The sequence below is a fragment of the Nocardiopsis akebiae genome (assembly GCF_018316795.1).
GTDB classification, from domain to species: Bacteria; Actinomycetota; Actinomycetes; order Streptosporangiales; family Streptosporangiaceae; genus Nocardiopsis; species Nocardiopsis dassonvillei.
Window position 1 is genome coordinate 2,173,869 of record NZ_CP074132.1, and the last position, 13,239, is coordinate 2,187,107.

At 72.3% G+C, this 13,239-nt stretch carries 12 protein-coding genes; 10 read left to right on the forward strand and 2 right to left on the reverse strand.

The window, feature by feature from the left end; all coding sequences use genetic code 11:
- The first annotated feature begins 870 nt into the window (after positions 1-870).
- The 10 genes from KGD83_RS09400 (at position 871) to KGD83_RS09445 (ending at position 11,922) form a co-directional block, all read left to right on the forward strand.
- On the forward strand, positions 871-1,869 hold the full coding sequence (locus KGD83_RS09400; protein WP_212644348.1) for a thiamine pyrophosphate-dependent dehydrogenase E1 component subunit alpha: 999 nt from the start codon (positions 871-873) through the stop codon (positions 1,867-1,869).
- Complete coding sequence (locus KGD83_RS09405; protein WP_212643428.1) at positions 1,866-2,885, forward strand: alpha-ketoacid dehydrogenase subunit beta; 1,020 nt, start codon at positions 1,866-1,868, stop codon at positions 2,883-2,885. The genes KGD83_RS09400 and KGD83_RS09405 overlap by 4 nt, the downstream gene beginning before the upstream one ends.
- Positions 2,886-2,892: 7 nt before the next feature.
- Positions 2,893-3,237, forward strand: coding sequence for a biotin/lipoyl-containing protein (locus KGD83_RS09410; RefSeq protein WP_212643429.1), 345 nt, complete (start codon positions 2,893-2,895; stop codon positions 3,235-3,237).
- A 163-nt stretch (positions 3,238-3,400) separates the two neighbouring features.
- Entirely contained in the window at positions 3,401-4,102 is a 702-nt protein-coding gene (locus KGD83_RS09415) for an alpha/beta fold hydrolase (protein WP_212644349.1), read from the forward strand.
- 343 nt (positions 4,103-4,445) lie between these two features.
- Positions 4,446-5,501, forward strand: a complete 1,056-nt coding sequence (locus KGD83_RS09420; protein ID WP_212643430.1) for a BMP family lipoprotein — start codon at positions 4,446-4,448, stop codon at positions 5,499-5,501.
- 183 nt (positions 5,502-5,684) lie between these two features.
- Positions 5,685-7,283, forward strand: coding sequence for an ABC transporter ATP-binding protein (locus KGD83_RS09425; protein WP_212643431.1), 1,599 nt, complete (start codon positions 5,685-5,687; stop codon positions 7,281-7,283).
- Positions 7,280-8,866, forward strand: a complete 1,587-nt coding sequence (locus KGD83_RS09430) for an ABC transporter permease (protein WP_212643432.1) — start codon at positions 7,280-7,282, stop codon at positions 8,864-8,866. Before KGD83_RS09425 ends, KGD83_RS09430 begins: the two co-directional genes overlap by 4 nt.
- Positions 8,863-10,125, forward strand: coding sequence for an ABC transporter permease (locus tag KGD83_RS09435; protein ID WP_212643433.1), 1,263 nt, complete (start codon positions 8,863-8,865; stop codon positions 10,123-10,125). Before KGD83_RS09430 ends, KGD83_RS09435 begins: the two co-directional genes overlap by 4 nt.
- Positions 10,104-10,532, forward strand: a complete 429-nt coding sequence (locus KGD83_RS09440; protein WP_212643434.1) for a cytidine deaminase — start codon at positions 10,104-10,106, stop codon at positions 10,530-10,532. Before KGD83_RS09435 ends, KGD83_RS09440 begins: the two co-directional genes overlap by 22 nt.
- A gap of 94 nt (positions 10,533-10,626) precedes the next feature.
- Positions 10,627-11,922, forward strand: a complete 1,296-nt coding sequence (locus KGD83_RS09445; protein WP_212643435.1) for a thymidine phosphorylase — start codon at positions 10,627-10,629, stop codon at positions 11,920-11,922.
- Between the two features lie 92 nt (positions 11,923-12,014).
- Here KGD83_RS09445 and KGD83_RS09450 read toward each other — a convergent pair whose 3' ends face one another.
- Both KGD83_RS09450 and KGD83_RS09455 read right to left on the reverse strand, forming a co-directional pair.
- The gene (locus KGD83_RS09450) at positions 12,015-12,572 is read right to left on the reverse strand and encodes a hypothetical protein (protein ID WP_249352253.1); all 558 of its coding nucleotides are present in this window, start codon (positions 12,570-12,572) and stop codon (positions 12,015-12,017) included.
- A gap of 51 nt (positions 12,573-12,623) precedes the next feature.
- A complete protein-coding gene (locus KGD83_RS09455; protein ID WP_212643436.1) occupies positions 12,624-13,226 on the reverse strand; it encodes a hypothetical protein in 603 nt (200 codons plus the stop codon).
- Positions 13,227-13,239: the final 13 nt, after the last annotated feature.

Below are 13,239 nucleotides of genomic sequence, written 5' to 3' on the forward strand. Positions count from 1 at the left end.
TCGTGTGCTCTTGTTTCAGGACGAAGCCCCTCACTGTCGTCGTTGACCGGGGCTAACGAGTTACCAGGTAAACGTTGTTTCCGTCTATCGGAATCTCAGTCGGCGAGATGCGCGGCGTTCGGGCACCTCCTCCGGCCGCCGCGGGGCGGCGCCGGAGGAGGACGGGAGCGGGGACCCTGGCGCGGGGTCCGACGGGCGGGGGAGGCGCGTCGGGAGTCCGACTGTACTCGTGGTCGACGCGGTCGTTGGATGGGGTGGTTTCCCGGACCGGCGGCGCCTACACCGCGCGGCCCGGAACACGACAGAACTTCTTGTCGCGGGGTTGCGTGGGGTCCAAGTGTCGGGGAATCGGGGGGTTTCGTTGACCGGATGACCGGTGCCTCGAACGTATGCGCTCGGCGCCGGGAAGTGCGCCCGCCGCGGCCGATCGCGGCTGTTCCGTGACCGTGGACCCCCCTCGCCGCGACCCCGCGTGCGCTCCCGGTCGCGGCTCGCACCCCCTCGGGGTCCGACGGCGTTCGTGAGGTGTACAGGCCCGTGTGTCGTTTTCTCGAGTGGAACGGGGTTCGCGCTGGACGATAGGGGACTATATGTAGATTTTCGTCCTCATATGTATCAACTAGCGGCGGATATCTAGCGAAAGTGTCGAGTCTTGCGGAGAATCTGCGTACAGGACAGACACCGCCCGGAGCCCGGACCGCGCCACCGCGCGGGGCAGGGCCACGTTGGGAGCCGCTCGACATGCCCGCCAGCCGCCCGCCCTCGCCCCAGGACCCGCTTCGCGGAAGTCGCGGGGCCACCGCCCCCGACGCAGGCGCCGTGCGTCCGGACGCCTCACCCCACGAGCCGGCGGACCGGGGCGCCATCACCGTGGGCCACCTGCCGCCCGACCTCACCCGTGCCCTGTACCGCCACATGAGGACCGCCCGCGACCTGGACACCGAGGCCATCGCCCTCCAGCGCCAGGGCGTCTTCCCCGCCTACGTGTCCGTGCGCGGACAGGAGGCCGCCCAGGTCGCCAGCGCCTCGGCCCTGGACCCCGCGCGCGACTTCGTCTTCCCCACCTACCGGGAGATGGCCTCCGCCCTGGCCTACGGGGTGGAGATGGTCGGTTACATGGCCACCCACCGCGCCCTGTGGCACGGCGGCCTCTACGACGTCGCGGCCTCGCGGTTCGGCGCCGTCAACGCCGTGGTCGGCGGCCCCGTCCCGCACGCGGTCGGCTGGGCCGTGGGCGAGCGGCTGCGCGGCGACGACGGCGTGGCCCTGGCCTACTTCGGCGACGGCGCCAGCTCCGAGGGCGACGTCCACGAGGCCATGAACTTCGCCGGGGTCTTCGGCGCCCCCGTGGTCTTCTTCTGCCAGAACAACCAGTGGGCGCTGTCGGTGCCCAACCACCGACAGGTCGCGGGCGGCTCGGTCAGCGCCCGCGCCGAGGGCTACGGCATGCCCGGCGTGCTGGTGGACGGCAACGACGCGGGCGCGGTCCACGAGGCCACCGCCGAGGCCGTCGCCCGGGCCCGCCGCGGCGAGGGCCCCACCCTCATCGAGGCGCTCACCTACCGCGTGGAGCCCCACTCCACCTCCGACGACCCCGGCCGCTACCGCGACGACGCCGAGGCCCGGCGCTGGCGCGAGCGCGACCCCGTCACCCTGCTGCGCGAGGCCCTGCTCGCCGCCGGGCACGCCGACGAGGGGGAACTCGCCCGGGTCGACGCCGAGGCCCGCCAGGAGGCCGAGCGCATCCGCGACGGGGTGGCCAGCGCACCCGAACCGGACGGTTCGGAGCTGTTCACCCACGTCTTCCGGGAGACCACCGAGGAGCTGACCCGGCAGCGCCGCACCTGGCAGGAAGAGGTCGAGCTGTGACCGAGCTGATCGAACGCGCCGACACCGCGGCCGAGGCCCCCGAGGTCGAGCTGTCCATGCAGCAGGCCATCAACCGCGCCCTGCGGGACCTGCTCGCCGAGGACCCCGACGTGCTGGTCTTCGGCGAGGACGTGGGCGCCCTGGGAGGGGTCTTCCGCGTCACCGACGGGCTCCAGAAGGAGTTCGGGGACACGCGTGTCTTCGACACCCCGCTGGCCGAGTCCGCCATCATGGGCATGGCGGTCGGCCTGGCCATGAACGGCTGGCGGCCCGTCCCCGAGCTCCAGTTCGACGGTTTCGCCTATCCCGCGATCGACCAGATCGTCAACCAGGTGGCGCGCATGAACTACCGCACCCGCGGCGCGGCCCCCATGCCGATCACCCTGCGCCTGCCCTCCTTCGGCGGCATCCAGGCGCCCGAGCACCACGGCGAGAGCCTGGAGGCGCTCTTCGCGCACACCCCCGGCCTCAAGGTCGCCGCGCCCTCGGACCCCGCCGACGCCTACGGCCTCCTGCTCCAGGCGGTGCGCTCCGACGACCCGGTCGTCTACATGGAGCCCAAGGCCCGCTACTGGGACCGCAGGCCCGTGCGACTGCGCGAGCCCAGCGAGCCCATCGGCGCCAGCCGAGTCGTGCGTCCGGGCAGGCACGCCACCCTCATCGCCTGGGGGGCCATGGTGCACCGCTGCGTCCAGGTGGCCGAGCTGGCCGCCGAGGACGGCGTGGAACTGGAGGTGCTGGACCTGCGCTGGCTCAAGCCCCTGGACGCGGCCGGGATGGCCGCCTCGGTCGCGCGCACCAAGCGGGCCGTGGTCGTGCACGAGGCGCCGCTGACCGCCGGGCTCGGCGCGGAGGTGGCCGCCCTGGTCACCGAGCACTGCTTCCGCGACCTGTCCGCCCCCGTCCAGCGCGTCACCGGGTTCGACGTGCCCTACCCCGCGGGTCCCCTGGAGCCGCAGTACCTGCCGACCATCGACCGCGTCCTGCTCGCGGTGCAACGGACCCTGGAGTACTAGAGCGACCATGGCAGAAGACAACATCACCTTCTCCCTCCCCGACCTGGGCGAGGGACTGGTCGAGGCGACCGTCCTGGAGTGGCAGGTCGCCGTGGGCGAGGAGATCGAGCGCAACGCCCCGCTGGTGGAGGTGGAGACCACCAAGTCCGCGGTGGTCATCCCCTCGCCCCAGGCGGGCCGTGTCGTCGAGCTGCACGCCGAGGAGGACCAGGTGGTCCCGGTCGGCGCGCCCCTGGTGACCTTCGCGGTCCAGGCCTCCGGCGACGCGCCCCGGGCGGGCATCGTGGGTCGCGTCCCCGAGGAGCAGGCCCGGCCCGCCCGCCGGGTGCGGCTCAAGCCCCCGACGGACTGACGGCGGCCGACCGCGGGTCCCGTTCGGAGGAAGGCACGAACGGGGGCGCCCCCCGGCGCGCCTTATTTGGAGGAAAATCCGGCCGGGACCCGCGTTTTTCCCTTTTCTTTTCGAAAACATGGTGGGTGGTTTCATGTCCGCGGATCTCACCGGCGGCGTGACAATGCGTTATGCGGATTTGCGTCCGCAGGGCCGCGAGTGCGGGGTCCCCGTGCTTCTCCTGCACGGTTTCGGCACCGACTTCGGCATGAATTGGCGGGCCGCCGGGTGGACGCAGGCCCTGGAGGCGGCCGGGCTACGGGTGATCGGGCCGGATCTGCGCGGTCACGGAAACAGCGACAAACCGACCGACAGCGCTTTCTACCTGCCCGGACACTTCGTCGCCGACCTCGTCTCCATGCTCGACGAGTTGGCGGTGGACAAGGTCGACGTGGTCGGTTACTCCATGGGTTCGCGCCTGGCCTGGGAACTCGCGCTGACCGCTCCCGAACGCGTCAGGCGGGTCGTTCTCGGTGGTTTCGGGCCGAAAAACGCCTTCGCCGGAACGGACATGTCCGACCCCGGTTCCGGGGACGCGCCCTTCGACCGCGTCTACCGCACGGTGGCCGCCCTGCCCTCCAACGAGCCCGCCGCGCTGGCCGCCTGCGCGCGCGGCCAGGCCTCGCGCCCCTTCGACGCCGAGCCCCCGCTCAGCGGACTTCCGGTGCTGCTGGTCTCGGGCGCCGGGGACCAGCTCGCCGAGGGCGCCGCGGCCCTGGCCCAGCGCTGCGGCGGCACGCACGTGGAGGTCCCCGGGCGCGACCACGCCAACGCCGTCTCCTCCCGCCGCTTCCGGCAGGCCGTGCTGGACTTCCTGGCCGACTGACGCCGTGCGGAGCCCCGCCGCCCGACGCGGTTAGTCCGGTCTAGACCAGGCCCCTCCGACGTGCCGGTGTGACAACCGGTGAAGGAAGCGCAGCCATGCGTGGTAATGCCGTGTCGGGGCGGGGTACGCCTCCTCCGCAACACAATCCCGAAACACCGCCGACCGCTTCGGGCGCACGCTTGTCGACTTTCGGGTAAGGACCCGTGTCGCTACGCTCTCGCCTTCATAACAACTCCGCCCGTTGGTTAGATGTACTTTCGGCCACCGGATATCGTCCGGCTGCAGAACTCAGGTCGGTCGCGAGCGAATGCTGGCCGCTGAGAGGGCGTAAGAGGAGTGAGAAGTGAAGCGCAGCAACACAGTCAGGTTCGCCGCGGCCGCGGCGGCCGGTGTGCTCGCCCTCACCGCGTGTGACAGCGCGGCCGAAGAGGGCGGTGGCGGCGAGGGCGGCGGCGAGGAGTCCGCCTCCGAGCTCCAGGTCGGCCTGGCCTACGACGTCGGCGGTCGCGGCGACCGCTCCTTCAACGACTCGGCCTACCGGGGACTGGAGCGGGCGGCCGAGGAGCTCGGCGTCGAGACCAACGACTTCGAGCCCAGCGACGGCGAGGCCGAGTCCGCCAAGGAGGACCGCCTGGCCACCATGGCCGAGGAGGGCTACGACGTCGTCATCGCCGTCGGGTTCGCCTACGACGGCGCCGTGCGCGCGGTCGCGCCGGAGTACCCGGACGTCCACTTCGCCATCGTGGACTCCGAGATCGACGACGTCGACAACGTCACCAGCCTGGTCTTCGCCGAGGAGCAGGCCTCCTTCCTGGCCGGCGCCGCCGCTGCGCTGACCACCGAGGAGGACCACGTCGGCTTCATCGGCGGCGTCGAGACCCCGCTGATCCACAAGTTCGAGGCCGGTTACGCCGCGGGCGTGGAGCACGTCAACGAGGACATCACCGTCGAGGTCGACTACCTGAGCCAGCCGCCGGACTTCAGCGGCTTCAGCGACCCCGCCAAGGGCCGTGAGACCGCCCAGGCCCAGTACGACCGCGGCGCGGACGTCATCTACCACGCCGCCGGCGCGTCGGGCAACGGCGTCCTGGAGTCGGCCGTGGCCAACGACTTCACCTTCATCGGCGTGGACAGCGACCAGTACGAGAACGCCGCCGAGGACCAGAAGCCGCACGTGCTCACCTCCGCCATCAAGCAGGTGGACGTGGCCGTGTTCGAGCTGATCTCCGCCGCCACCGGGGGAGAGGTCGAGGGCGGCATCCAGCGCTTCGAGCTCGCCGACGGCGGCGTGGACTACACCACCTCCAACGAGGAGGCGATCAGCCCGATCCAGGAGCAGCTGGACGAGATCAAGCAGCAGATCATCGACGGCGAGATCGAGGTCCCGACCGCGCCGTAGACCGCGCCACGCGCGACCGTCGTCGCGGGGTCGCCCGCGGCGGCCAGCATCCACGGGCGGCAGCGACCGGGGTAGATCCCCGGTCGGTGCCGCCCCGGTTGCCGTTCGGCGGCGGGGCGTCCGGCAGCGGCCGCGACCCGGCCGGTTCCGCGGCGCCGCACCGCACATTCCACGAGGAGACAGATGAGCAGCACGCCATCGGGCGAGGGGGCCCTGGCGCCCCCCGCCGTTGAGCTGCGCGGGATCACCAAGCGTTTTCCCGGCGTCGTGGCCAACCACGACATCGACATCACCGTGGCTCCCGGTACCGTGCACGCCATCGTCGGCGAGAACGGTGCGGGCAAGTCCACGCTGATGAAGACCCTGTACGGCATGCACCGGCCGGACGAGGGACACATCTACGTCCAGGGCCGCGAGGTGCGCTTCGGCTCGCCCTCCGACGCCATCCGCAACGGCATCGGCATGGTGCACCAGCACTTCATGCTCGCCGACAACCTCAGCGTGCTGGAGAACGTGGTCCTGGGCGCCGAGCGCCGCCACGGCATCGGCAACCGCGCCCGCGCGCGCATCCGCGAGCTGTCCGCCCAGTACGGCCTGGGCGTCGACCCCGACCGCCTCATGGAGGAACTGGGCGTGGGCGACCGCCAGCGCGTGGAGATCCTCAAGGTCCTCTACCGCGGCGCGCGGACCATCATCCTCGACGAGCCCACCGCCGTCCTGGTCCCGCAGGAGGTCGACGAGCTCTTCGACAACCTGCGCGAGCTCAAGCGCGAGGGCCTGACCGTCATCTTCATCTCCCACAAACTGGACGAGGTGCTCTCCGTCGCCGACGAGATCACCGTGATCCGCCGCGGCACCACCGTGGCCACCGCGGACCCGGGCACCACCACCGCCCGGGACCTGGCCACGCTCATGGTCGGCGGCGAGCTGCCCGTGCCCGAGCTGCGCGAGTCCACCGTCACCGACCACGTCGTGCTGTCCCTGGACGGGGTCACCGTGCACTCCGCCGACGGCCGCGCCGTCGTGGACGGGGTGAGCGCCGACATCCGCCGGGGCGAGATCGTCGGCATCGCCGGTGTCGAGGGCAACGGCCAGTCCGAGCTCATCGAGGCCATCATGGGCATGCGCCCGCTGGCCGCCGGGAGCATCCGGCTGGAGGAACAGGACATCACCGGCTGGCCCACCCTCAGGATCCGCGAGGCGGGCGTGGGCTACATCCCCGAGGACCGCCACCGGCACGGCGTGCTGCTGGAGTCCCCCCTGTGGGAGAACCGCATCCTGGGCCACCAGACCAAGGAGCCCAGCGTCCGCGGCCCCTGGATCAACCGGACCGGCGCGCGCGCCGACTCCGAGCGCATCGTCGCCGAGTACGACGTGCGCACCCCGGGCATCGACGTCATCGCCGACGCCCTGTCCGGCGGCAACCAGCAGAAGTTCATCATCGGCCGCGAGATGAGCGGCTCCCCGCGCTTCCTGGTCGCCGCCCACCCCACCCGGGGTGTGGACGTGGGCGCCCAGGCCGCCATCTGGGAACAGCTGCGCGACGCCCGGGCCGCGGGCCTGGCCGTGCTGCTGGTCTCCGCCGACCTGGACGAGCTGATCGGCATGTCCGACACCCTCCACGTCATCCTGCGCGGCCGACTGGTCGCGCAGGCCGACCCGACCACCGTCACACCCGAACAGCTGGGCTCGGCCATGACCGGCGCCGGACTGCACCGGGCCGACCAGAGCACGGAAGGCGACAGCGGTGCCGACCGACACGGAAGCGAGGGCGGCGCATGAGTAGGATCCCCCGTCCCGCGATGACCCTGCCCGCACCCGCGGTCGCGGGCGTCGCGATCGCCCTGGGCGTGGCACTGACCTTCGCCCTGGACAGGGCGCTGCTGTGGTGGGCGGCGCTGATCATCGGCGTGGTCGCGGCCTTCGCCTTCGTGGCCTGGTCCGGGCCCATGGTGCCGCGCGAGCGCCGTGCGGGCGCGGACGGCGCCCGCGAGGAGGGCACCGCCCTGCACAACACGCTGGTGGTGCCCACCGCCCTCGTGCTGTCGGTGGCCACCGGTCTGCTGAGCGCGTGGTTCCTGGACCTGTCCCTGATCGAGCCGGTGGCCGCAGCGCTGGGCGCGCTGGTCGGCTCCGCCGCGGCCTTCCTGCTGTTCCACCGGCTGTCGGCCATGCTGGCGCTGTCCTTCGCCGCGGTCCTGGCCGCCGGGGTCATCGCGACCGCGGTCACCGCGGCCGTGCTCTTCTTCAGCGGCATCCCGCCGCTGGCCACGTTCGAGCGGATGCTGGAGTACGGCACCCGGCCCGACAGCCTGGTGCGCATCATCAACGACGGCACCACGTACTACCTGGCCGCCGTCGCGGTGGCGATCGGCTTCAAGATGAAGCTGTTCAACATCGGCGTGGACGGCCAGTACCGGCTCGCCGCGCTGCTGTCGGCCGCCGTGGGCGGCTACATCGTGCTGCCGCCGGTGCTCAGCCAGATCGTCATCGTCATCACGGCCGTGGCCGTGGGCGGCGTGTGGGCGGGCATCGCCGGGTACCTCAAGGTGACCCGCGGCGTGTCCGAGGTGATCTCCACGATCATGCTCAACTCCATCGCCACCGGCGTCACCGCCTACCTGCTCAGCACCGAGCGCCTCGCGGTGGAGATCAGCACCAACAACATCGGCACCCCGCCGATGCCCGAGTCCTCCTGGGTGCCCGGCGTCCCGGCGGGCTTCCTCGGCTCGGACGAGCGGATCTTCGGTTTCGTGTTCCTGGCCGTGGCCGTCGGCATCGGCTACTGGGTGATGCTCAACCGCACCCGCTTCGGCTTCGAACTGAGGGCCACCGGCCAGTCGCAGACGGCGGCCGAGGCCAGTGGCGTGAACGTCAAGAAGATGGTGTTCCTGTCCATGCTCTTCTCGGGCATGGTCGCCGGTCTGGTGGGCCTGCCCCAGCTGCTGGGCAGCTCGCACTACTACGCCCTGGACTTCCCGACCGGCATCGGCTTCATCGGCATCGCCATCGCCCTGCTGGGCCGCAACCACCCCGTGGGCATCGTCTTCGCCGCCCTGTTCTGGGCCTTCCTGAACCAGGCGTCGGGCATCCTGCCCTTCGACGGCATCCCGCAGGAGATCGCGGTCATCTCGCAGGCCACCATCGTCCTCACCGTGGTCGTGGTCTACGAGGTCGTGCACCGCTGGGGCCGCCGCTACCAGCAGCAGCAGATCGGCAGGCAGCTCGGCACCACCGCCGAGTCGCCCGCACCGGAGACGGTGAAGGTGTCGGCGGACGAGGCGTCCCCGGCCCCCGCGGAGGGGTCCACCGACGCGGGCACCGCCCCCGAACCCGAGGACAGGCGCGGAGGGGAGGCCAAGTGAGCCAGGAGATCAACGTGATGGAGCCGGTGGCCAAGCCCGCCGCCCGGCCCCGGGGATGGGCGCGCTGGCGCTTCCTCACCCTGTTCGGTGCGGTGCTGGTGTCCCTGGCGGGACTGCGGGTCATCACCGGGCACGACATGCTCACCGACGCGGGCACCATCAGCACCACCATCACCTTCGCGGTGCCCATCGGGCTGGCCGCGCTGGGCGGTCTGTGGGCCGAACGCGCGGGCATCATCAACATCGGCCTCGAAGGCATGATGATCCTGGGCACCTGGTTCGGCGCCTACTTCGCCTGGTCCACGGGCAACCCGTGGATCGGACTGCTGGCGGGCGTGCTCGCCGGTATGGCGGGCGGGCTCCTGCACGCCGTGGCCACGGTGACCTTCGCGGTGGACCACATCGTCTCCGGCGTGGCGATCAACATCCTCATGCTCGGCGCCATGCGCTACCTGTCGATCCTGGTCTACTCCGACGTGCAGGGCGCGGGCGCGGCCCAGTCGCCCCCGACGCCCTCGTTCCCGGTGTGGGACCTGCCCCTCGTGGCGCAGGTGCTCAGGCCGGTCGCCGACAGCGGGATCTTCCTGGTCAGCGACTTGGCCTCGCTGGTGCTCGGCGCGACCACGAACATGCCCGCGCTGACGGTCGTCGCGATCCTGATGATCCCGCTGACCTACCTGGTGCTGTGGCGGACCACGTTCGGACTGCGGCTGCGCTCGGTGGGCGAGAACCCCGACGCCGCCGAGTCCCTGGGCGTGCCGGTGTACAGCCTCAAGTACGTGGCGGTGATCGTCTCCGGCGGCCTGGCGGGCATGGGCGGCGTGTTCCTGTCCGTGGTCGCCTCGCAGATCTACCAGGAGGGCCAGACCGGCGGGCGCGGCTACATCGGCCTTGCCGCGATGATCTTCGGCAACTGGCGCCCGGGCGGCCTGGCCATGGGCGCGGGCCTCTTCGGCTACACCGACGCCCTCCAGGTGCGCGGCGGCGGCGCGGCGGTGCACGCCCTGCTGCTGCTCCTGGCCGTGGCGCTGGTGGGCGTGGCCGTGTGGCAGGTGCGCCGGGACCGCAAGGGCCTGGCCGCCTTCGGCGCGCTCACGGCGGTGCTGCTGTTCGCGTGGTACTTCTCCACCGACTCGCTGCCGCGCGAGCTGGCCACCTACAGCCCGCACATCGCCACCCTGCTGGTGCTCTCGCTGGCCTCGCAACGGCTCCGGCCACCGGCCGGGGTCGGCAAGCAGTGGAGGGCGAGCCGGTCATGACCGACGCACCACTGGACCCGGCGAGCGTGGACTGGGAGGCCCTGCGGGCCGCCGCCCGCGAGGCCATGGGCCGCGCCTACGCGCCCTACTCCCGCTACCCGGTGGGCGCGGCGGCGCTGGTCGACGACGGCCGCGTCGTCAGCGGCTGCAACGTGGAGAACGCCTCCTACGGGCTGGCCCTGTGCGCCGAGTGCGGCCTGGTCAGCGCCCTGCACGCCTCCGGCGGGGGCCGTCTGACGGCCTTCAGCTGCGTGGACGGGCGGGGCGAACCGCTCATGCCGTGCGGGCGCTGCCGCCAGCTCCTGTTCGAACACGGGGGGCCTCAGCTGCTCGTGGACACCCCCGAGGGGGTCTGGACCATGGACCGGGTGCTGCCGCAGGCCTTCGGCCCGCACAGCCTCGCGTGACCTTGCTTCTGCGTCAGTTCGGCCTCCCCGGACTCCGCCGCGCGGCGGAGTCCGGGGAGGCCCCTTTTTGTTCCGCCAGTCGAGAGGAGACGACATGGACGTCATCGAGATCATCCGAGCCAAGCGCGACGGGGGAGAGCTGACCCCCGGCCAGATCGACTGGGTGATCGACGCCTACACCCGCGGTGAGGTGGCCGAGGAACAGATGTCGGCGCTGGCCATGGCGATCTTCCTGCGCGGGATGAACCGGGCCGAGGTGAGCCGCTGGACCGAGGCGATGCTGGCCTCGGGTGAACGCCTGGACTTCTCCGACCTGGCGCGGCCCACCACCGACAAGCACTCCACGGGCGGGGTGGGCGACAAGATCACCCTGCCGCTCACCCCCACCGTCGCGGCCTGCGGCGCGGCCGTGCCGCAGTTGTCGGGGCGCGGGCTCGGACACACCGGCGGAACCCTGGACAAGCTGGAGTCGATTTCGGGGTGGCGGGCCTCGCTGTCCACCGGCGAGATGCGGGAGGTGCTGGACTCCACGGGCGGGGTGATCTGCGCGGCCGGGTCGGGGCTGGCTCCGGCCGACCGCAAGCTCTACGCGCTGCGCGACGTGACCGGCACGGTCGAGTCGATCCCGCTGATCGCCGCGTCCATCATGAGCAAGAAGCTCGCCGAGGGCACCGGCGCGCTGGTCCTGGACGTCAAGGTGGGGTCGGGGGCGTTCATGAAGGACGCCGACTCCGCGCGCGAGCTGGCCCGCACGATGGTCGACATCGGCAACGACCACGGGGTGCGCACGGTCGCGCTGCTCACCGACATGTCGGTTCCGCTGGGCAGGCAGGTGGGCAACGCCCTGGAGGTGGCCGAGTCCGTGGAGGTGCTGTCGGGCGGCGGGCCGGCGGACGTGGTGGAGCTGACCGTGGCGCTGGCCCGGGAGATGCTGGCCGCGGCCGGGCTCGTCCCCGGTGAGGGCGGGGTCAAGGACCCGGCCGAGGCGCTGCGGGACGGCAGCGCGCTGGAGTCGTGGAAGCGGCTCGTACGGGCGCAGGGCGGGGATCCGGACGCGCCGCTGCCGGTGGCCGCCGAGCGCCGGGTGGTGCTCGCTCCGGCCTCGGGGACGGTGACCCGGCTGGACGCCTACCAGGTGGGGCTGGCGGCGTGGCGGCTGGGCGCGGGCCGGGCGCGCAAGGAGGACGCGGTGTCCTTCGGCGCGGGGGTGACCCTGCACGCCAAGCCGGGGGAGAGCGTCGTGGCGGGGGAGCCGCTGTTCACCCTGCACACCGACGAGGCGGAGCGGTTCGGGCGGGCGGCCGAGGCGCTGGAGGGGGCCTTCGACATCGAGCCGCAGTGCGGGGCCGGGTACGGGGCCCGGCCGCTGGTGATCGACCGGATCGCCTGAACCCGGGGCCGGCTGCTTCACGGCCGTGGGGCGGCGACCGGGCCCCCGGTCGCCGCCCCACGGCTGGACGGGGCCCCTCAGCCCCGCGCGGGTCAGTTCGGCATCGGCATGGGCTGCGGCGCGCTGCCCGCCGGCATCATGACGTAGGCCACGACCGCCAGCAGCACCATCAGCAGGCTCACGATCAGCACGGCGGTGGCCAGCCACCGCGCCCAGGGCCGGGTCCTGAAACTCGCCAGGGCCAGCGCGAGCCCGGCCAGGATCGCCGTCAGAGCGGCCAGGCCGCCGCCGATGAGCAGTTGCACCGAGAACTGCGACACCTGGTCCACGGGCACCGGCTGGTCGCCGATGAGCACCACCGTGGTGAAGAGCTGGACCAGCTGGCTCGAAAGCACCGTCACGGCGAGCAGGAACAGCGCGGTCAGGGCGAAGGTCTCCGCGCCCAGAGGGCCGCTGGGCCGGTCGGTGCGCTCCAGGGCGGCCGCCCCGGAGTCCGGCTCCAGCAGGGGCTCCTCCACCATGGCGGGCTCATGCGCGGGGACCCCGGTCCCGGTGGCCGGATCGGCCCCGGGCTCCGGCTCGCGGCCGGGGCCCCGTGCGGGCCCCCGGGTGGGGTCGGTCGGGTCGTTGCCTTCCGCTGATGTACTCACGCGGTCAACCTACCCGCCGAAGTACCAAGGGAGTTTCTACAAAACCCCTGTTCAGGACCCGGACGGCAGGGTGGCGAAGGTCAGCACCGAGACCACGACCAGCAGCGTGCCCACGATCACGGCCGCGGCGGCGCCCCAGCGGCTCCACGCCCGCGTGGCCGCGCCTCCCCGCAGCAGCGACAGGGCCCCGGCGAGCACGGTCAGCGCGCTCAGCCCGCCCGCGACCATCACCTCGGCCGCGAGCGCGCTCGCCTCCCCGGCGCTGGTGTCGGTGGGGACCCGGCCCACGAAGAAGAAGCCGAAGAGCTCGAAGAGCCGGGTGTTCAGCGCAGTGAGGGCGAACAGCATCAGGGCGATGACGCTGAAGGTCTCGGCGGCGAACAGGCCGCTGGGGGTGCGGACCGGCGCGCCCGCGATGAAGGCGCCGCTGGCGTCGCTCTCCCGACGCGCCTCCCGCGCCCCGGCCTCCTGAGGCGGACCGGCGGCGTCGGCGACCCCGGTGCTCCCGTTCCTCCCGGCGGTTCCGGCCTCCGGGGCCTCCTCCGCCGACGCCCGCGCCGTCGGCGCCGCCTCCGTCGTCTCCGCCGCCTCCGCCGTCGCCTCGGGGGACGCGGCGTCGTCGGCGGGGTTGGTGTCTTCTCGCGAGGTGTTCACGGCGCCAAACTAC